At 62.3% G+C, this 20,130-nt stretch carries 19 protein-coding genes; 6 read left to right on the top strand and 13 right to left on the bottom strand.

Translation table 11 applies throughout. From position 1 onward, the window contains the following. Positions 1-62: 62 nt before the first annotated feature. From fabF to MPZ60_RS05150, 8 genes are all read right to left on the bottom strand, one after another. A complete protein-coding gene (fabF, locus tag MPZ60_RS05185) occupies positions 63-1,307 on the bottom strand; it encodes a beta-ketoacyl-ACP synthase II (RefSeq protein WP_034353357.1) in 1,245 nt (414 codons plus the stop codon). A 36-nt stretch (positions 1,308-1,343) separates the two neighbouring features. Continuing rightward, positions 1,344-1,583 carry an acyl carrier protein gene (acpP, locus tag MPZ60_RS05180; protein ID WP_003058049.1) on the bottom strand — a complete coding sequence of 80 codons (240 nt, stop codon included), beginning with the start codon at positions 1,581-1,583 and terminating at the stop codon, positions 1,344-1,346. A 159-nt stretch (positions 1,584-1,742) separates the two neighbouring features. After that, entirely contained in the window at positions 1,743-2,486 is a 744-nt protein-coding gene (gene fabG / locus MPZ60_RS05175) for a 3-oxoacyl-ACP reductase FabG (RefSeq protein ID WP_034353354.1), read from the bottom strand. After that, positions 2,483-3,427, bottom strand: a complete 945-nt coding sequence (gene fabD / locus MPZ60_RS05170; RefSeq protein ID WP_034353350.1) for an ACP S-malonyltransferase — start codon at positions 3,425-3,427, stop codon at positions 2,483-2,485. Before fabD ends, fabG begins: the two co-directional genes overlap by 4 nt. 51 nt (positions 3,428-3,478) lie before the next feature. Next, entirely contained in the window at positions 3,479-4,459 is a 981-nt protein-coding gene (locus MPZ60_RS05165; RefSeq protein WP_003064176.1) for a beta-ketoacyl-ACP synthase III, read from the bottom strand. 8 nt (positions 4,460-4,467) lie between these two features. Beyond that, entirely contained in the window at positions 4,468-5,508 is a 1,041-nt protein-coding gene (plsX, locus tag MPZ60_RS05160) for a phosphate acyltransferase PlsX (protein ID WP_034353347.1), read from the bottom strand. 197 nt (positions 5,509-5,705) lie between these two features. Further along, on the bottom strand, positions 5,706-5,888 hold the full coding sequence (gene rpmF, locus MPZ60_RS05155) for a 50S ribosomal protein L32 (RefSeq protein WP_003058062.1): 183 nt from the start codon (positions 5,886-5,888) through the stop codon (positions 5,706-5,708). Positions 5,889-6,129: 241 nt separating this feature from the next. Beyond that, a complete protein-coding gene (locus tag MPZ60_RS05150; protein WP_034353344.1) occupies positions 6,130-6,684 on the bottom strand; it encodes a DUF177 domain-containing protein in 555 nt (184 codons plus the stop codon). Positions 6,685-6,709: 25 nt separating this feature from the next. On the opposite strand from MPZ60_RS05150, the gene MPZ60_RS05145 reads away from it, so the two are divergent. Beyond that, positions 6,710-7,318, top strand: coding sequence for a Maf family nucleotide pyrophosphatase (locus MPZ60_RS05145; protein WP_034353342.1), 609 nt, complete (start codon positions 6,710-6,712; stop codon positions 7,316-7,318). Beyond that, the gene (locus tag MPZ60_RS05140) at positions 7,315-8,103 is read left to right on the top strand and encodes an SAM-dependent methyltransferase (RefSeq protein ID WP_034353338.1); all 789 of its coding nucleotides are present in this window, start codon (positions 7,315-7,317) and stop codon (positions 8,101-8,103) included. The genes MPZ60_RS05145 and MPZ60_RS05140 overlap by 4 nt, the downstream gene beginning before the upstream one ends. 97 nt (positions 8,104-8,200) lie before the next feature. Here MPZ60_RS05140 and MPZ60_RS05135 read toward each other — a convergent pair whose 3' ends face one another. The 4 genes from MPZ60_RS05135 to MPZ60_RS05120 are packed head-to-tail and all read right to left on the bottom strand — an operon-like array spanning position 8,201 to position 11,320. Further along, positions 8,201-9,247, bottom strand: coding sequence for a S49 family peptidase (locus MPZ60_RS05135; RefSeq protein WP_034353335.1), 1,047 nt, complete (start codon positions 9,245-9,247; stop codon positions 8,201-8,203). Between the two features lies 1 nt (position 9,248). Further along, entirely contained in the window at positions 9,249-9,614 is a 366-nt protein-coding gene (locus MPZ60_RS05130; protein WP_034353459.1) for a Rieske 2Fe-2S domain-containing protein, read from the bottom strand. 8 nt (positions 9,615-9,622) lie between these two features. After that, entirely contained in the window at positions 9,623-10,306 is a 684-nt protein-coding gene (locus MPZ60_RS05125) for an HAD family hydrolase (RefSeq protein WP_034353332.1), read from the bottom strand. A 9-nt stretch (positions 10,307-10,315) separates the two neighbouring features. Then, positions 10,316-11,320: an RluA family pseudouridine synthase gene (locus MPZ60_RS05120; protein ID WP_034385443.1), complete on the bottom strand. Its 1,005-nt coding sequence runs from the start codon at positions 11,318-11,320 to the stop codon at positions 10,316-10,318. A gap of 585 nt (positions 11,321-11,905) precedes the next feature. Between MPZ60_RS05120 and MPZ60_RS05115 the strand changes: the two genes are divergently transcribed. The 4 genes from MPZ60_RS05115 (at position 11,906) to queF (ending at position 17,636) form a co-directional block, all read left to right on the top strand. Next, positions 11,906-14,863, top strand: a complete 2,958-nt coding sequence (locus MPZ60_RS05115) for an Rne/Rng family ribonuclease (protein ID WP_034353327.1) — start codon at positions 11,906-11,908, stop codon at positions 14,861-14,863. Positions 14,864-14,970: 107 nt separating this feature from the next. Beyond that, positions 14,971-15,771, top strand: coding sequence for a peroxide stress protein YaaA (gene yaaA / locus MPZ60_RS05110; protein WP_034353324.1), 801 nt, complete (start codon positions 14,971-14,973; stop codon positions 15,769-15,771). Positions 15,772-15,816: 45 nt separating this feature from the next. Next, positions 15,817-16,716, top strand: coding sequence for a 2OG-Fe(II) oxygenase (locus MPZ60_RS05105; RefSeq protein WP_034353321.1), 900 nt, complete (start codon positions 15,817-15,819; stop codon positions 16,714-16,716). 74 nt (positions 16,717-16,790) lie between these two features. Continuing rightward, a complete protein-coding gene (queF, locus tag MPZ60_RS05100; protein ID WP_034353318.1) occupies positions 16,791-17,636 on the top strand; it encodes an NADPH-dependent 7-cyano-7-deazaguanine reductase QueF in 846 nt (281 codons plus the stop codon). A gap of 97 nt (positions 17,637-17,733) precedes the next feature. Here queF and MPZ60_RS05095 read toward each other — a convergent pair whose 3' ends face one another. Then, positions 17,734-20,094 (bottom strand): hypothetical protein, encoded by a 2,361-nt coding sequence (locus MPZ60_RS05095; RefSeq protein WP_034353314.1) that lies wholly within the window; start codon positions 20,092-20,094, stop codon positions 17,734-17,736. Positions 20,095-20,130 lie beyond the last annotated feature (36 nt).

Genomic DNA, 20,130 nt, shown 5'->3' with positions numbered 1-20,130 from the left:
ATAGAACAAAGCCCGCAAGGCCTGGGCCAGTGCGGGCTTGTGCAGAAGCTGCTCGAAGCGACTTAGACGCGCTTGAAGACCAGGGTACCGTTGGTGCCACCGAAACCGAAGTTGTTCTTCACTGCAACTTCCAGCTTGGCGTCACGCGCCGTGTTGGCGCAATAGTCCAGATCGCACTCGGGATCCTGATTCACCAGATTGATGGTCGGAGGAATCTTCTGGTCGTGCAGTGCCAGTACGGTGAACACGCTCTCGATGCCGCCAGCGCCGCCCAGCAGGTGGCCGGTCATGGACTTGGTCGAGCTGACCACCAGCTTGCTGGCATGCTCGCCCATGGCCGCCTTGATGGCGTTGGACTCATTGATATCGCCCAGCGGGGTCGAGGTGCCGTGCGCATTCAGGTAGTTGACCTGATCCTGGTTCACACCGGCGTTGCGCAGAGCATTGAGCATGGCGCGGCGCGGGCCGTCCATGTTGGGAGCCGTCATGTGACCGGCATCGGCACTCATGCCAAAGCCTGCCAGCTCCGCGTAAATCTTGGCGCCACGGGCCTTGGCGTGTTCGTACTCTTCGAGCACCAGCACACCGGCACCTTCGCCGAGGACAAAGCCGTCACGGTCCTTGTCCCAGGGGCGCGAGGCAGCCTTGGGGTCGTCGTTGCGCGTGGACAGCGCACGCATGGCGGCAAAGCCGCCGACACCCAGAGGCGAAACAGTGGCTTCCGTGCCACCGGCCACGACGATGTCTGCATCGCCGTATTCGATCATGCGTCCTGCTTCGCCGATGCAGTGCAGGCCTGTGGTGCAGGCTGTCACTATCGACAGATTCGGCCCCTTGAAGCCGAAGCGCATGGACACATGCCCCGCCACCATATTGATGATGGAAGCAGGCACGAAGAACGGCGTGATGCGGCGCGGACCGCGGGCAGCCAGTTCTGCGTGGGTGTTCTCGATCAGCGGCAGGCCGCCGATGCCCGAGCCGATCACGCAGGCAATGCGCGTGGCCAGGTCTTCGGACAGGGCTTCGCCTGTGGGCAGGCCTGCGTCTCGAATGGCTTGCTCCGCAGCCGCAATGCCGTAATGAATGAAGCTATCCATGGAGCGCGCATCCTTGGCGCTCATGTACTTCTCCACCTCAAATCCCTTGACCTCACCTGCAATCTTGCAGGAGAAGTTCGACGCATCGAACTTGGTGATGAGGTCAATACCGGACTGGCCGGCCAAAAGATTGGCCCAGGCTTCGCCCACCGTGTTACCCACGGGGGAGATACAGCCCAGACCGGTCACGACAACGCGACGACGGCTCATGCGTTCAAACCTTTAACTGATCGCTGAAAAAAGACCTTAGGCCTTTTGGTGGGTATTGGCGTAGTCGATGGCGTTTTGCACCGTCGTGATCTTCTCTGCGTCTTCGTCAGGGATCTCGATGCCGAATTCATCTTCCAGGGCCATCACCAGTTCCACTGTGTCCAGGGAGTCAGCGCCCAGGTCAGCCACGAAGGCCTTTTCGTTGGTCACTTGGGACTCTTCAACGCCGAGTTGTTCGGCAATGATTTTTTTGACACGTGCTTCGATATCGCTCATGGTTTCCCTCAGGGGGTTGTGAATGAACCCGCGATTCTAGCCGTTTCGGGAGAAGCCCCTTGGCGGCTGGCCGTCGCGAGGAAACGGCCACTGAACTTGCAAAAGTGTTCAGCTTCTGGCAGCAAGTGCGGCAAACACCGCGCAAACTGCCGAAATTTCTTACATGTACATGCCACCGTTGACGTGCAATTCTTGTCCCGTCACATAGCCAGCACCGGCAGAAGCCAGATAGGCCACGGCATGCGCGATGTCGCTGGGCTGACCCAGATCACCCATGGCGATCTGCGCCTTGAGCGCAGCCTTTTGCGCCTCTGGCAGATCTGCCGTCATGTCCGTGGCGATGAAGCCTGGGGCCACACAGTTCACGGTGATGCCGCGGCTGCCCAACTCCTTGGCCAGAGCACGGGTCATGCCAGCCACGCCAGCCTTGGCTGCAGCGTAGTTAGCCTGACCGGCATTGCCCGAGGCACCGACCACGCTGGTGATGCTGATGATGCGGCCGAAACGCTGCTTCATCATGGGACGAATAGCCGCACGGCTGACTCGGAAAACAGCCTTCAGATTGGTGTCGGTGACGGCATCCCAATCGTCATCCTTCATGCGCATCGCCAGGGTATCGCGGGTAATACCTGCGTTGTTGACCAGCACATGGAGGCCGCCGTCATTCTTGACGATGGAGTCGATCAGGGCATCCACGGCAGCGCCGTCGGTCACGTTCAGCGTGACACCACGGCCACCGAAGGCGAACAGAGCCTGGCTGATCTTTTCAGCACCAGCATCCGATGTGGCCGTGCCAATCACTTGATAGCCCTTGGAGGCCAGCTCCTGCGCGATGGCGGCACCAATGCCACGGGTGGCACCGGTGACCAGGGCAACCTGGGGCTTGGTCTGGTTATCAGTCATGCGAGCAATTCTTTCACGTCAGCCAGGGTGGCTGTATCAAACAGGGGAACACCCGTCAGGTCGGCGTCAATACGCTTGACCATGCCGGCCAGCACCTTGCCGGGTCCACATTCCACGATATGGGTCACGCCGCGAGCCTTGATGGCCTGCACGCACTCCACCCAACGCACCGGACCAAAGGCCTGACGATACAGGGCATCGCGAATCGCATCAGCGTCCGTCTGGACGGTGACGTCGATATTGTTGATGACAGGAATCAGAGGAGTAGCCAGCGTCAGCTCGGCCAGCGCGGCCTTGAGCTTTTCTGCAGCAGGCTTCATCAGGCTGGAGTGGAAAGGTGCGGAGACCGGCAGAGGCAGGGCGCGCTTGGCACCGGCCGCCTTGACCGCTTCACAGGCCTTCTCCACGGCCAACTTGCTGCCGGCGATCACGGTCTGACCGGGATCGTTGAAGTTCACGGCTTCCACCACTTCGGCACCGCCCAGCTGGGCCGTCACTTCGGCGCAGACCGCCTTGACCTTTTCGGCATCCAGGGCTAGCACGGCCGCCATGCCACCCGTGCCAACGGGCACGGCATCCTGCATGGCTGCGGCACGCAGACGCACCAGCGGAGCTGCCTGAGCCAGCGTCAGCACGCCGGAAGCGACCAGCGCTGAGTATTCACCCAGGGAGTGACCGGCCACGGCATCTGGCAGTGCACCGCCTTCTGCCTGCCAGACACGCCAGGCCGCAACACCGGCAACCAGCATCACGGGCTGGGTATTGGTGGTCAGCGCCAGAGCTTCCTTGGGGCCTTGCTTGATCAGCAGACCCACATCCTCGCCCAGAGCCTCGGAGGCTTCGGCCACGGTCTGAGCCACGACGGGATGATCCCCCCAGCCATCCAGCATGCCCACGGACTGCGAACCCTGGCCAGGAAATACAAATGCGAATTTCTTCATATTTCTTAGTATAAAAATTGCCTGAAACGCTTATTTATATTGCGTCTACAGCTACATCTTAAGGAGCACCGCACCCCAGGTGAAGCCACCGCCTACCCCTTCGAGCAGCACGGTCTGGCCTTTTTTGACCTGTCCGCTGCGCACGCCGTGATCGAGTGCCAGAGGAATCGAAGCCGCCGAGGTGTTGCCATGCTGATCGACGGTCACCACCACCTTGTCCATGGACAGCTTGAGCTTGCGCGCCGTGCTTTGCATGATGCGGATATTGGCCTGGTGCGGGATCAGCCAATCGATGTCGGCATCCGTCAGACCTGCCTTTTCCAGCGCGGAGCGAGCCGCCTTGTCCAGCACGCTCACTGCCAGCTTGAAGACAGCCTGACCGTCCATCTTGAGCAAGGGGTCGCCCAGCACATTGCCGCCGGAGACATTGCCCGGCACGCAGAGAATGCCCACATGGCTGCCATCGGCATGCAGCTCGGTAGCCAGAATGCCAGGCTCGTCGGAAGCCTCCAGCACCACGGCGCCTGCGCCATCACCGAACAGCACGCAGGTCGTGCGGTCGTTGAAATCCAGGATACGGCTGAAGACTTCGGAGCCCACCACCAGCACGCGCTTGGCAGCGCCGGTCTGGATCATGGAATCGGCCACCGTCAGGGCATAGACGAAACCGCTGCACACGGCCTGCACATCGAAGGCCGGGCAGCCATTGCTGATGCCCAGCTTGTGCTGCAGGATGGCGGCCGTCGAGGGAAACACCATGTCCGGAGTGGACGTGGCGACAATGATCAGATCGATATCCGAAGCCTCGATGCCTGCGGCCTCGATGGCCTTGCGACTGGCCTCAAGAGCCAGGTCGCTGCTGGTCACATCGGGCTCGGCGAAGTGGCGGGCACGAATGCCCGTGCGTTCGACGATCCACTCGTCCGAGGTTTCCAGGCCGCGCTGAGCCAACTCGGCTGCGAGGTCGTTATTGGTCAGGCGGCGGGGCGGCAGGTAACTGCCGGTGCCAATGATGCGTGCGTAGCGTCTCATGTCTTCTATCAGGGCGCCGAAGTTCCAGATTCCGTCTGCGCTGCCAGCAGCAAAGGTGCGGCAGCAGCAATACGGCTGCGGACACGGTCAAGCAGGTTGTTGCGTGCCGCATCATACGCGCGGTTCAAAGCATGCTCGAATGCCATTGCATCAGCCGAGCCATGGCTTTTGAAGACCAGCCCTCGCAGACCCAGCAACGCAGCGCCGTTGTAACGACGGTGATCAACACGCTTCATCAGCGCAGATAGCACCGGATAAGCAATGATGGCAGCCATCTTGGTGAAGATGTTGCGCTTGAACTCTTCCTTGAGAATCCCCGAAATCATCGAGGCAACCCCCTCGGTGGTCTTGAGTGCAACGTTACCAACGAAACCATCGCACACGACAATGTCCACCACACCCTTGAAGGTGTCGTTGCCTTCCACATTTCCGTAGAAGTTGAGATTGCCCGCATCGCCTGCAGCGCGCAGCAACTCGCCGGCGCGCTTGATGACTTCACTGCCCTTGATCAGCTCTTCGCCGATATTGAGCAGACCGACGCTGGGCGCCTCGGTGTTCTTGAGTGCTGACACCAGGGCCGAGCCCATGACCGCAAACTGCAGCAGATGCTCTGCCGTGCAGTCCACATTGGCCCCCAGGTCCAGCATGGTGGTGTCACTGCCCTTGGCATTGGGCAAGCCGAAGGCAATCGCGGGACGATCGATGCCATCCAGAGTCTTGAGCAGATAGCGCGAGATCGCCATCAGCGCCCCGGTATTGCCGGCGGACACAGCCGCCTGAGCCGCTCCATTCTTGACCTGCTGCACGGCCACGCGCATGGACGAGTCCTTTTTCTTGCGCAGAGCTATTTCCACGGGATCATCCATGCTCACCACCTCCGTGGCGGGAACAATGGTCACGCGCTCATGCTTGAAGCCGGCCAACTCCTCGGCCTTGCCGACCAGCAGCAGATGCGCATCGGGGTGTGAATTCAAAAACTGACGGCACGCGGCCAGCGTGACGCGGGGGCCATGATCGCCCCCCATGCAGTCAACAGCCAAATTAATCATGGGCGACTGACAAATCCAATTAGGCTTGGGATGATGAATTGAAGGATCCGAGGACCACAACAGAAGCTATTTGCAAAACCAGCATTGAGATTTTGCAGCCATGCCCGTCATGACAGGCTTTGCAAATATCTCCCATAAAAACAAAAGCCTGTTGCTACAAAAAATGTAGCAACAGGCTTTGCGAATGCAGTCGTCGCTTAGGCTTCGGACTTGTTCTTCAGCACTTGACGGCCACGGTACACGCCGTTGGGGCTGATGTGGTGGCGCAGGTGTGTCTCGCCGGTAGTGGCTTCGACAGCGATGCCAGGCACATTCAGTGCGTTGTGCGAACGGTGCATGCCGCGCTTGGAGGGAGACTTCTTGTTTTGCTGAACAGCCATGATGGCTCCTGTGTATCTTGAAAGGGTTGGTAACACGACTCACACAGCAAGACCGGGCAAAAAACTCTGCCTTTCGACGCCCCCTCCGAGAGTGAGAGTGCGCCCTTGTCCGTGCAAGTCCTAAAAAAACGCGATCAGCCCATTAAAGACACGAGGGGGTTTCGCGCGAAGCTCACGATTATAGCGCAAACGCTTTTCGCGGCCCAGGCAAAATCAAATCCCCACCGTGCTATGGGATGGATCAGTCGGCAGACTTGCCTACATTGAGAGATTGCAGCACGGCAAAAGGGTTTTCCTTTTGCTCACTGGCCTGCTCGAAGGCGTCATCGCTGACCTCCAGCTTGACGGGGACCGGGCAGACCTCATGGCGAGGCACTACAGGCACTTCCATCAGCAACTCGTCCTCGATCAGCTCCAGCAGATTGAACTCGCTGCTCAATGCCAGCACATCCTCATCGCTGTCGTCATCTTCCAGTTCTGCCGTCGCTTCGTCCGGAACGAAGCGAAATGACCGATCCACGTAAAGGGGAATATCGGCCTCAGTCAGGCAGCGCTGACAGGTCAGCGGCAAAGCCACCTCGGCACTCAGATGCAGCCACACATGGCCGCTGCCGCCTTTTTGCTCCACCAGCTCGCCTTCGGCTTCCCAGCGCACCAGGGGTTGCTCGCCGGTAATCGCCAACGCATCGGCCGCCAGACGCTTGAAGTCCGACAATGGTGCCTGACCATGCAGATGACCTTCAGCCTGCGCGAAAGCACGCACGTCCAGCCGGGTCGCAGAAAAATCCTTGCTCATTCAGCCAGTGTAAGAGAATCCCGCAATGCCCGACTTATTGATTGCCGGACGACTTGAGCGTCCATTGATTCTTGGCTCCACCTCGCGCTACCGCCGTGAGCTGCTCAGCCGCCTGCAACTGCCGTTCGAGACGGTGTCTCCAGAAGTGGATGAAACCCCGCTCAGCGACGAAACGCCCCACGATCTGAGTCTGCGCCTGGCCATAGCCAAGGCACAGGCCGTGGCCCAGTTGCACCCCGGCGCCATTGTGATCGGCTCCGACCAGGTGCCCGAGCTCGATGGCCAGCCCCTGTCCAAGCCCGGCACCCACGAGCGCGCCACCGAACAGCTGCGCCAGATGAGCGGCCGCCAGATGAATTTCCACACCGGCGTCTGCGTGAGCTGTGCCGAAACCGGCTTCACGGAATCCAGCGTGGTCACGGTGCAAGTGCGCTTTCGCGAACTGAACGACCTTGAGATCGAGCGCTATCTGCGCGCCGAGCAGCCCTATGACTGCGCAGGCTCGGCCAAGAGCGAAGGCCTGGGCATCGCCCTGCTGGATGCCATCGTCAGCGACGACCCCACGGCACTGATAGGCCTGCCGCTGATCCGCACCTGCCAGTTGCTGCGTGCCGCAGGAGTGGTTCTGCCATGAGCGAAACATCGAAAAGCAAAGCGGGCACCCTTTATCTGGTACCTGCTCCGCTCGATTTCGGCTGCGAAAGCCAGACCGCTTTGACCGAGGTGCTGCCCGAGGGCACGCTGCGCCGCGCCGCCTCCCTGACTCACTGGATCAGCGAAAACGCCAAAACCGCACGCGCCTATCTCAAGCGCATCGATGCCTTGTTTCCGCTGGCTGCTCCGTTGCAGGCCCAGAACATTGTCGAGTTGCCACGTGAAGCCCATAAAAAAGGCGACCATGGCAACAAGGGCGCGGCCGTCTTCGACCCCAAGCCCCTGCTGGCAGCGGCCCTGGCCGGACAGGACATGGGTTTGATCAGCGAGGCGGGCATGCCCGCCGTGGCAGACCCCGGCAGCTCCATCGTGCGTGCCGCCCATGACCTGGGCATTCGCGTCGTGCCGCTGACGGGACCGGTGTCGCTGCTGCTGGGCCTGGCAGCCAGCGGCCTCAACGGCCAGAATTTCGCCTTTGTCGGCTATGTGCCTCAGGATGGCTCCGAGCGCACGGCCCGCATCAAGGAGCTGGAGAGCCTGGCCCTGCGTCACGGCCAGACCCAGCAGTTCATCGAGACCCCTTACCGCAATGCCGCCCTCTGGCAGGCATTGCTGCAAACCTTGCAACCGAATACCAGGCTGGCCCTGGCCAGCGGATTGACGCTGGAGACAGCACGCATTGAAAGCCATCTGGTGCGCGAATGGCGCCAGCGCAACGCGCCTCCCGACAACCGTACGCCGGTGGTGTTTGCCATAGGCCGTTGAGCGCCAAGAAACAAAAAAGCCTGCGGCCAATACCGCAGGCTTTTTTGATAGCAACCAGTGCCTATCCAGAAAGGTCCAGCAGCCTTCTGATGCTTGATCAGCGAATGCTTGGCACCAAGCCGCGCATGGCTTTGACCGATCCCTCGCCGATGGCGGCGCCAAAGCGCTTGGCCAGGCGCTCGGCCACATTATCACGGCGAGTGTAGTCGATGACTTCCTCGGCCTTGACCACCTCACGCGCTACATAATCGAGGCTGCCCAGCTTGTCGGCAAGACCCAGCTCCACGGCTTGCTGGCCGGTCCAAAACAGTCCGCTGAACATCTCGGGGGTTTCATGCAAACGGTCGCCACGGCCGGCCTTGACCACGCCGATGAACTGCTGGTGAATCTGCTCCAGCATCTGCAGCGCAAATTCCTTTTGCTGCGCCGACATGGGGCTGAACGGATCGAGAAAGCCCTTGTTCTCGCCAGCCGTCAGCAGGCGGCGCTCCACGCCCACCTTGTCCATCACACCGGTGAAGCCGAAGCCGTCCATGAGCACGCCGATGCTGCCCACGATGCTGGCCTTGTCGACGAAGATTTCGTCGGCCGCCGCCGCGATGTAGTAGGCCGCCGAGGCGCAGGACTCCTCGACCACTGCATACAGAGGCTTGTTGTACTTGGCCTTGAGACGCGTCATCTCGTCGTTGATGATGCCTGCCTGCACGGGGCTGCCTCCGGGCGAGTTGATCAGCAGCACCACGGCGCGCGAGCCCGAATCTTCAAAGGCGCTGCGCATGGCCGCCACCACGAACTCGGCACTGGCGTCCGCTCCCGAGGCAATCTCGCCCTTGATCTCCACCACCGCGGTATGGGGCGAGGTGCTGGTCTTGGTGGCCGTATCCTTGAAGAACACCGCCCACAGCACCAGCAGCACCACCACGGACCACAGCAGACGGCTGAAAAAGCGCCAACGTCGTGCTGCTCGCTGTTCTTTGATGGAGGCAAACACCAGCTTTTCCAGCACATCGCGCTCCCAGCCCCCGTTCCCGGAGGCCTTGGCCGCAGCGGCGGGCGCCTCAGCGGACGCAGCAGACGCCTTGGACCAGAGGTCCGCGCCCGGCGTCACATGCGACTGGGAATCATGGTTGTCAGGAGTACTCATCTCAAAACTTCAGAGGTTTCAGGTGTGGCCCAGTATGCCAGCGCACCAAGCCGCCGCTTTCGCTCAAGGCGATTTTTACCAACCCACCGCGGCAAGGACCGCCTGCACAGGCGCCGCTGTCAGGTTCGTAGGCAGCTCCGTGGGTAGAACACAACAGCCAGCGACCGGAATCGTCAAAAAACTGACCTTCCTGGTAGTCCATTTCCATGGGGATATGGCTGCAGCGATTCAGATAGGCATGAACCTGCCCCTGGTAGCGGATGGCAAACGCGCGGCTGCTCTGACCGGCATACAGCACATCAAAGCTCACCGCCCGGCCGCCGTCGACCAGATCCGCACTGGCGCACAGCTCCACGGCATCTGTCATATCTGGCTTCACGCGTTGGCCAGCAGCCAGGCCCGCAGCTGCATCGCGGAATCGGCCACGAACAGCGGATTGAACTGGGCGAAGCCGTCGGGTGCATGGGCACCATAGGACACCCCCACACTGGCACAGCCGGCATTCTGCGCCATCTGCAAATCGTGCGTGGTGTCGCCAATCATCAGCGTACGCTCGGGTTCCACGCCGAATTCGGCCATCAGCTCGTGCAGCATCAGCGGACTGGGCTTGCCGGCGGTCTCGTCGGCCGTGCGCGAACCGTCGAACAATCCCTTGAGCTGCGGGTCCTGCAGCGCATGGTTGAGCCCCATGCGGCTCTTGCCCGTGGCCACGCTCAGCCAGTGGCCGCGCTCGCGCAGCTCGGCAAGCAGCGGCAGTATGCCGTCAAACACGCAGATATCGTCCTGATGCTTGAAGAAGTGAAAGCGATAGCGATTGGCCAGCTCAGGATATTTCTCGGGCGGCACATCGGGTGCCGCGCGGGCCAGGGCCGGCATCAACGCCATGCCGATCACATAGGCAGCCTGCTCGTCGCTGGGCACGGTGCCGCCCACATCACGCACAGCCTCCTGGATGCTGCGACTGATGATGGCCGTGGAGTCCGCCACCGTGCCATCCCAGTCGAATGCAATCAGATCGAAGCGGCGTGGTCGCCGGGCGCTATGGTTTTCAGTAGTCATGAAGCCTAGTCAGTTCACAAAGTCCGCCAGCTCAGGCGGCAGCTCGGCACGCAGTTCGACACGCTCGCCGCTGGCGGGATGATTGAACTGTAGCCGCCAGGCGTGCAGAAACATGCGCTTGAGGCCCTGCTTTTGCACACGACGGTTGAGATCAAAATCACCATATTTGTCATCGCCCACGATGGGATGCCCCTGCGAGGACAGATGCACGCGGATCTGGTGGGTGCGACCTGTCTTGATGGTCACCTCCAGCAGACTCATCGCAGGCAGCCCCTGCAGGGGACGCGGCTCGATCAGCTTTCTGACCTTGACCAGGGTGATGGAGCGCATTCCATCCGGGTCATCGGCCGTGGTCACGCGCACACGGCGCTCGCCATCGGCCTGCAGATACTTGTGCAGCGGCAGATCGATGACCTTCTTGTTGGCCGGCCAGGCACCTTGCACCAATGCCAGATAGGTCTTGCCGGTCTCGCGCTCGCGAAACTGGTCCTGCAGATTGATGAGTGCCGAACGCTTTTTGGCCACCAGCAAAATGCCCGAGGTTTCGCGATCCAGCCGGTGCACCAGCTCAAGAAACTTGGCATCGGGACGCGCCTGGCGCAGTTGCTCGATGACGCCAAAGCTCACGCCCGAGCCTCCATGCACGGCCACGCCGGCAGGCTTGGACAATGCAATCATGTGTTCGTCATCCAACAGGGCGGGAAAGTCCTTAGCCGGCGCCGGGCGCTCCGCTTTTTCAGCCACTTTGTCGGAAATCCGGACCGGGGGAAGGCGCACCACGTCGCCGGGCTGAACCCGGGTCTCGGCGCTCACGCGCCCCTTGTTGATGCGCACCTCACCACTGCGGATGATGCGGTAGACATGGGTCTTGGGCACCCCCTTGAGGTGGCGCATGAGAAAGTTGTCGAGTCGCTGTCCGGCGGAGTCTTCATCGACCTCGATCAGCCGTACCGAGGCCGCGGCCGTATTCTGGGACCGGTCCTGTGCCGGTTTGCCCTCTATAATGTGTTTCACCTGTGCCGAGCTTAGTTGTAAGTGATTGATTCGCATGGAGTTTAGTCCAAACAATCATTTCCCACCGCACAGGCAGGTCGATGCCCGCCAGTTTTGCACACGCAAATTGCAGTCAAGATGAGCTGCAGCAGCCTGTGAGAGCCTGGCAAAGGCTGACGAATTGAAACACTGATACGGAATCTCATACCGTGCAGTTGTCCAGGCAAAAGCAGCCTGCAACTGTCGGTTCTCTCAACGAGCATGTGGATCTTTTGGACATTGCTGATCAACCTCTGGGGCAAGGCACGGCCGGTCCCCGGGACGAGTCATGTCTCGAAGAAACCACCCACCTCCCTAGCACGCGCGTCGGCTTCTTTTGTACCCCGTCTGCATGCGCGTCCTCTCCCGCTCGTCCCCCGGCCTGTACCTCCGCTACTGACTTGAGATCAGGCCAGTAGCGCCGTCCTGTACCGCCCCAGATTCCTCATCCGTTTCAACTCGTTCGTCTGGCATCACGGCTCCTGTTGAGCCTGTCTTTGATTACCAGTCAAAGGTGCGTTGGTCTATGACCAACGTGCCTCATAAAACGAATAAAGGAAACGCATCATGAAACGGATGCTGATTAACGCGACGCAGTCCGAAGAACGCCGCCTGGCCATTGTGGACGGCCAGAAGCTGCTGGACTACGAGATCGAGATCGAAGGTCGCGAACAACGCAAGGGCAATATCTACAAGGCCGTCGTGACCCGCGTCGAGCCATCTCTAGAAGCCTGCTTTGTGGACTACGGCGAAGACCGCCACGGCTTCCTGCCCTTCAAGGAAATCTCCAAGCAATACTTTGCCGAAGGCGTCTCGCCCAGCCAGGCCCGCATCAACGACGTGATCCGCGAAGGTCAGGAGCTGATCGTCCAGGTCGAGAAGGAAGAGCGCGGCAACAAGGGTGCAGCCCTGACCACCTTCATCTCGCTGGCCGGCCGCTATGTGGTGCTGATGCCCAACAACCCCCGTGGCGGTGGCGTTTCGCGCCGCATCGAGGGCGAGGACCGCGCCGAGCTCAAGGAGGCCATGGACCAGCTCGAGTACCCCAAGGGCATGTCCATCATTGCACGCACTGCCGGCATCGGCCGCTCGGCCCCCGAGCTGCAGTGGGACCTGAACTACCTGCTCAAGCTGTGGAGCGCCATCGACGGCGCCGCCAAGGCCTCCAAGGGCGCCTTCCTGATCTATCAGGAATCCAGCCTGGTGATCCGCGCCATCCGCGACTATTTCAACAATGACATCGGCGACATCCTGATCGACACCGATGACATCTACGAACAGGCCCAGCAGTTCATGGCACATGTGATGCCCGAGCACGCTGCCCGCGTCAAGCGCTACCGCGACGACGCCCCCCTGTTCTCGCGCTTCCAGATCGAGCACCAGATCGAGTCCGCCTATTCGCGCACCGTGACCCTGCCCTCGGGCGGCGCCATCGTGATCGACCACACCGAAGCCCTGGTCTCCGTGGACGTGAACTCGGCCCGCGCCATCAAGGGCGGCGATATCGAGGAAACCGCGACCCGCACCAACCTCGAGGCAGCCGACGAAGTGGCGCGCCAGATGCGCCTGCGCGACCTGGGCGGCCTGATCGTGATCGACTTCATCGACATGGAAGAGGCCAAGAACCGCCGCGAAGTGGAAAACCGCCTGCGCGATGCCCTGCGCCAGGACCGCGCCCGCGTGCAGTTCGGCACCATCAGCAAGTTCGGCCTGATGGAAATGAGCCGCCAGCGCCTCAAGCCCGCCTTGTCCGAAGGCGCCCACATCAACTGCCCACGCTGCGGCGGCTCCGGCCATATCCGCGACACGGAAAGCTCGGCGCTGCAGATTCTGCGCATCATCCAGGAAGAGTCCATGAAGGACAACACGGCCGCCGTGCACTGCCAGGTGCCCGTGGAAGTGGCGTCCTTCCTGCTCAACGAGAAGCGCAGCGAAATCACCAAGATCGAGCTCAAGCAGCGCGTCAACGTGATCATGGTGCCCAACAAGTCCATGGACACGCCGCACTACAAGCTCGAGCGCCTCAAGCACGACGACTCGCGCCTGGAATCCATGGAAGCCAGCTACAAGCTGGCCGACGAGCCCGAAGAGGTGACCACGGTCACACGCCGCTCGCAGGAGCCCACCAACAAGCAGACTCCCGTCATCAAGGGAGTGCTGCCCGATGCTCCCGCGCCGATTGCCGAGCCTCGCCCACCGCGCCAGCCTCGCGCTGCCGCTGCGACGCCTGCTCCCGCTGCAGCCCGCCCCGTGGTGCGCGAGCAAGGCTTCTTTGCCTGGCTCAAGAATCTGTTCGGCTTTGGCGCACCGGCTCCCGTGGCAGCGCCCGCTCCCGTGGCCGAGGCTCCCGCCCCTGCCGCCCGTGAAGGCAGCCGCGACGGCCGCCGAAGCGAAGGCCGTAGCGGCGACCGTAACCGCCGTGGCGGTGACCGCAATGAGCGCAGCGACCGCAACAGCGCGGAGCGCAATGGCAGCGAACGCGGCGACCGCAACAACCGCCGCAATGCCCAGGGTCGTGACGAGCAGCAACGCAACGAGCGTCCCGAACAGCAACAGCGCCAGGACCGTCCCGAGCGCGGCAACCGCCGCGGTGGCGAACGCAACGAACGTCGCGACGAGCGCCAGCCCCAGGTGGCAGAAGCTGCTCTGAACGGCGAAGAGTTCAACGCAGCTCCCAAGCCCGAGCGCAACCGCCAGGAACGCAATGAGCGCGGTGAACGCGGTGAAGGCCGCCGCGAGCGCCAGAATCGCAACGCCGATGCCCAGCCCGCCATGCAGACCGTGGCCGACGAAACAGTGCTGAACACCGCCCAAGCTGAAGGCTCTGACGCTCAGTTGCAGGATGGCGCACAAGGCGGCGAGGCTCGCGAGCCCCGTCAGCGCCGTTCGCGTGACCGCTATGGCCGTGACCGCCGCGACCGTGCACCGCGCGATGCCCAGGCAGAAGGCCAGACTGCAGAGCAGGCTGCCGAAGCCCAGGCCCCGGTCGAAGTGCCTGCCGCAGACGCTGGCGAGCAGCCGGCACGCCGCAGCTACTTTGATGCTGTTGCACCTCAGGCTCAGGCAGAGCAAGCGCCTGTTGCTGCAGAAGTGCAGGCACCCGTGGTTGCAGAAGCCGTGGTGGCAGCTGTCGCCCCTGTGGCAGAACTCTCTCAGCCCGTGCAAGTAGAACCTGCTGCTACCGCAGAGCCTCAGGCTACCGCCGTGGAGCCCGTGGCTGAAACCGCAGCTCCTGCCCCCGCAGTCGCAGCGCCCAAGGCACAGAGCTATGCGCTGCCGATTGCCGAGCTGCAAGCCCTGGCAGCCGCATCGGGTCTGGAATGGATCAACTCCGATGCCGAAAAGATCGCCGCCGTCCAGGCTGCGATTGCCGCCGAGCCCAAGCCCGTGCGCATTCCTCGCGAGCGCCCGCCCGTGGTGGTGCTCGACGAAGGCCCGCTGATTCTGGTCGAGACCCGCAAGGATCTGAGCCTGATGCAGCTGCCGTTCGAGAAGGAAGAACAGGCTGCAGGCGTCAACGCCTAAGCAGACTGCCTTCCGGCATCACAGGGCCAAGGGGACTGTCCACTTCGGTGGATGGGGCCTTGGCCCTTTTTCATGCGCCCTTTCTTTGATTGAGTGAACGTCAAGCCATGTTGTTTCTGATCTCTCCGGCCAAATCGCTGGACTATGAAAGCCCTGTTTCCGCCGAGTTGCCGCACACGCTGCCGGTTTTCAAAAAGCAGCCCCTGGAACTGATCGAAGTGCTGCGCGAGAAATCGCCCCAGCAGATTTCCGAGCTCATGAGCATCAGCGACAAGCTGGCCGTACTCAATGTAGGCCGCTACGAAGCATTCAGTTCCAAGTTCACCACCAGGAACTCGCGCCAGGCCGTGCTGGCCTTCAATGGCGATGTCTATGAAGGCCTGAATGCCGCCAGCCTCAAGCCCAGGGAGCTGGACTGGGCCCAGGAGCATGTCGTGATCCTGAGCGGCCTCTATGGCGTGCTGCGCCCGCTGGACCTGCTGCAGCCTTATCGCCTGGAGATGGGCACCCGGCTGGAAAACGCCAAGGGCAGCAACCTCTATCAGTTCTGGGGAACCCAGATTGCCGACTATCTGAACGAGCGTGGTGCCGCACAAGCCGAGCGTGGTGACGCCCAGGCCGAGCGCATTGTCGTCAACCTGGCATCGCAGGAATATTTCAAGGCCGTGGATCTCAAGACGCTCAAGGCCCCCGTGGTCGAATGCGTTTTCGAGGACTTCAAGGGCGGCAAGTACAAGATCATCAGCTTCCATGCCAAGCGCGCGCGCGGGCTGATGGTGCGCTGGGCCGTACAGCACAAGGCCAGTAAGGTGGCCGACCTGCGCAGGTTCGATCTGGAAGGCTATGCGCTGGCCGAGCAGGCCAGCACGCCCGGCAAGCTGGTGTTCCGCCGCAAGCTGCAAGACTGACGCCGCGCATTGAAATCGGCATCAGTGCACACTAGCATTGTCGACATGAGCACCTCCACCCAAGACGAGTTCGTCACACCTCCCGGCCTGACACCCGAGCTGATGCAATGGGTGCGCACGCAAAGCGCCTCCGGCGTGCCGCTGCCATCGCTGCTGCAATCCATGCGCAAGGCGGGCTGGGCCGAGCATCTGGCACGCCGGGCACTGGCCCTGCCCGAAGAAGGCGAGCTGCCCCAGGCGTTCGCGGCAGCCAGACCCGAGGCAGGGGTGAGCGTGCAGATTCACGAGTCCGGCGTGCCCGAGCCCGATCTGCACACCGATCCCTGTTGCATCAACACCGGCGATCGCGAGGTCCATGTGCTTATGAATATGCGTCACCCCAGGGTCGTGGTGTTCGGCAACCTGCTCTCCGACGAGGAGTGCGATGCCATCATCGCCGCCGCCGGCCCGCGCATGCAGCGCTCGCTGACCGTGGACAACCAGAGCGGTGGCGAGGCCGTCAACGACGACCGCACCAGCAATGGCATGTTCTTCCAGCGCGGAGAAAACGAGCTCATCGGCCGTGTGGAGCAGCGCATTGCCAGGCTGCTGAACTGGCCGCTGGAAAACGGCGAAGGCATGCAGGTGTTGCACTACCGCCCAGGCGCCGAATACAAGCCGCACTACGATTACTTCGCCCCCAACGAGCCCGGCACGCCGACCATACTCAAGCGTGGCGGCCAGCGTGTGGGAACCCTGGTCATGTATCTCAACGAGCCCGCGCGCGGCGGTGCAACCACCTTTCCCGATGTAGGGCTGCAGGTCGTGCCGCGCCGTGGCAATGCCGTATTCTTCAGCTACAACCGGCCCGACTCGGCGACCAAGACCCTGCACGGCGGCGCTCCCGTGCTGGAGGGCGAAAAATGGATTGCCACCAAGTGGCTACGCGAACGAGAGTTCAAGTAAAAACAGGCTCTAGCCCTTACCCATAAAGCGCCAGCAGCTATCTTTTTTACTGCTGGCCATTTTGTTTTTGAATCATGCACACCCCTGAACAATCGCAGCTGGGCAAAAGCTCGGCCTATGTGGACCAGTACGACGCGTCCCTGCTCTTTCCCCTGCCACGCCTGACCAAGCGCGAGGAAATCGGCGCCGCCATCAACCCGCCGTTCTTTGGCGCCGATCTGTGGACCTCATTCGAAGTTTCCTGGCTCAATCTGCGCGGCAAGCCTCAGGTGGCACTGGCGCATTTCACCATCCCCTGCGAAACGCCCAACCTGATCGAAAGCAAGTCCTTCAAGCTGTATCTGAACAGCTTCAACAACACCCGCTTTGCCGATGCCAGCGAGGTGCTGGCGCGCCTGCGCACCGATCTGTCCGAAGCCACTTGGCGCGGCAGCGATGCCCAGGGCAGCGTGGGCGTGCGGCTGCTGGAAGCGGAGCAGTTCGATGCCCAGCAAGTGCATGAGCTGGACGGCCTGCTGCTGGACCGCCTCGATGTGGAGTGCACCCGGTACACGCCGGCTCCCGAGCTACTGCGTGCCAACCACGACGAAGCACCCGTCAGCGAGACCCTGGTCAGCAATCTGCTCAAGAGCAACTGCCTGGTCACCGGCCAGCCCGACTGGGGCAGCGTGCAGATTCAATACAGCGGTGCGCAGATCGAGCAGGAAGGTCTGCTGCAGTACCTGGTGAGCTTTCGCAACCACAACGAATTCCATGAGCAATGCGTGGAGCGCATCTTCATGGACATCTGGACCCGCTGCAAACCCATCAAGCTGGCCGTCTACGCCCGCTACACGCGCCGCGGCGGCCTGGACATCAACCCCTTCCGCACCAGCCACCCGGGCGCCCTGCCCGCCAATGTGCGCACGGCACGCCAGTAACACCGACACGACCCAATAATCAGGGGCAGCAATCAAGGGCCGCCCCGTCGCAAGGCTGCCATCCCCTCAGCGAGAAGCCGCAAAGCGGCTCAGGGGATCAATTCTTCCAGGGGCAGTCATCCTGCCCCAGCAAAGCCTCTGCATAGCGCAGATCCTGAATGCGCAGCCACAGCCCGTTCATGCCCTGGCGCAGAGGCTCGACGGCACCACGCTGCCAGGTCTGCGCCACCACCAGCTGACGCGCCGCTGTGGGCTCTGACGGGGGCTTGTGAACCGCACTGGCCTCGCCCTGCAGCGCCGCTTCGTCAGGCAAGGGCAGATCCTGCCAATGCAGGCCCTGGGCATCCCAGCCCTGCAGCACCGGCATGCGCGCCTTGAGCGTCAGCGTGCGCACTTCCTTTTCCACGGGGTTGAGCCAGTGCAGCTGCCATTGACCCAGTTCACCGTAGCGTGTCTCCACCGGCTCCAGCAAGGCCCAGCCTTCGCCTGAAGGATGGGGACAGGCGCAGGGCCCGACACCGCAGAACGCCAGACCGCTGCGCGTCATGATCACGCCGTCCTTGCGAGGTTCATCATGCTGCCAATAGTGGTTGACGCGCTCGTTCACGCCACCCCACCACCAGACGGTGTCCCCGCGCACATCGTCACGCCAGACATAGTCGCCGTCGGAACAGGGGTGTTGAATCTGTCTCACCTCGCGCCAGCGCGGCAGCAACTGCCAGCGCCCTTGCGCATCGGGTGTCAGTTCGCGCTCTGAGTAGAGCGGGCGCCAGTCGGGTCTTGCCAGATGGCTGGCCGATACGGACTGCAAAGGCCAGCGCCAGGATGCGGTCGAGGGGTCCCAGTCCTTGTCCGCCAGGCTGGCCGTCAGCGCCAGCACGCGCAGGCGAGCAGCCATGCCGCCCTTGACCGACGGCACAGCGGCCAGCCGCACCACGGGCCAGGGCAGGTCCACGCTTTGCAGGCGCTCCCCGTCCCAGATCTGCAGGCTGCCGCTGCCACCGCGAATCGGTGCACGGCCATGCGGCATGAGAATCGCCCAGCGTCCCTGCACGATCACATGTTCCAGTGCCCAGGTACCGGGCAGATGGCGTTCGCCCCATTGCAGGTTGTAGGCCGCCGTTTCGCCCAGCTCCTCCCGGGCGGGCTTGGACAGAGTCCAGATCAGGCGCTGCCCCTTGAGCGGCTCGCTCTGCGCGCGCCACAGCGCGGGCTGCGCCGGATCACGCAGCCAGTCGAAGCACAAGGGAAGCGAGGGTTTGAGGATGGGCAGGCCATCGCGCTGATGGGCAGCGCAGATATCCACCTCGCTCATGGCGCAGCTGATGCTGGTGCCATCGTGCAGGCGCTCGGTCTCGGGCGTATCTAGCTGCACTTTCTGCAGCAGCAGCTCATTGAGCCAGCTCAGCGGTAAAACCGCTGGCGCTTGCGGCTCGCTCGGCGGCTCAAGATCCGGCAGGCCCAGGGCCCAGGGCTTGCGATCCTCGGGCATCAACTCCGGCCATTGCTGCCAGCCTCGCTCCATGGTCCAGACAGCCAGCCGCAGGCTGGCCTGGCTGGCATCGCCCTGGGTAGGGTAGGCATAGAGCGCAAAGGCCTGGGCATCGGCACGCCAGACCATGCTGTGGCTCTCGTCCAGCACCCAGGGCTGGGCGGCCTCACCCAGCATCAGCTGCCAGTGCGGATTCTGCAGCGGAGCCATGGGATAGCGCAGCTTGCGCAGCGAAGCCGGCCAGTGGCGCTGCAGCGCCACCGGCGGCACCGGGGTGGGCTGAGCCGGTTGAGGCAGAGTCGGCATGGGCCGGGCGACTTCGGCCGGCAGGCAGTCTGCCGGCACCCAGAGATCCACCACCTGCAGCAGGGGCTGCGGCTGCGCAGCCATATGCTCGCCCAGCCAGGCCTCGAAGCTGGCATCGGACATGATCACATGCGCATCGTCGGCAATGCCGCTTTCGTTGATGCTCTCGCCACTCCAGCGCGGCATGCGCCAGTGGATGGCATCCAACAGCTCGCCTTCCGGCTTGCTGATCACCCAGCTGCGACGGGATTTGCGGTCGACCAGATGGGCGGCCTCGCTGTCATAAAAGCCCGTGCGCAGCCAGCGCCCGTCATAGGAGGTGTGCATGTCCATCTCCCAGACATGGGGCAGGTAGACGCCGTCCGCACACAGCACATCACCATAGATGGGGCCGCCCATGCCACGCTCGCCCTGGGGGCGAAAATTCACATCCCTGCTGGCCTCTGATGCCGTATCCGCCTGCGCCGCAAGCTCTTGATCAGAGAGTGTCCGCGCCGCAACATCCGACGCCGCTCCGGCCTGGGCCACGGACGGCTCGGCCTCCTGCCCAGCAGTTGCAGACGACGCGGGTCTGGCGTCAGCGCGCAAACGCGATATCAGCCAGATCAGCAAACACAGGGCCAGCGCCGCAATGGCGATCAGGGTCAGCACAACACTCATGGCGCAATCCTACCGAAAGCCGATGTGAAAAAGGCA

The organism is Comamonas sp. 7D-2 (genome assembly GCF_022749555.1).
In the GTDB taxonomy this organism is placed as follows: Bacteria; Pseudomonadota; Gammaproteobacteria; order Burkholderiales; family Burkholderiaceae_C; genus Comamonas; species Comamonas thiooxydans.
This window is presented reverse-complemented; position numbering and strand designations above follow the sequence as displayed.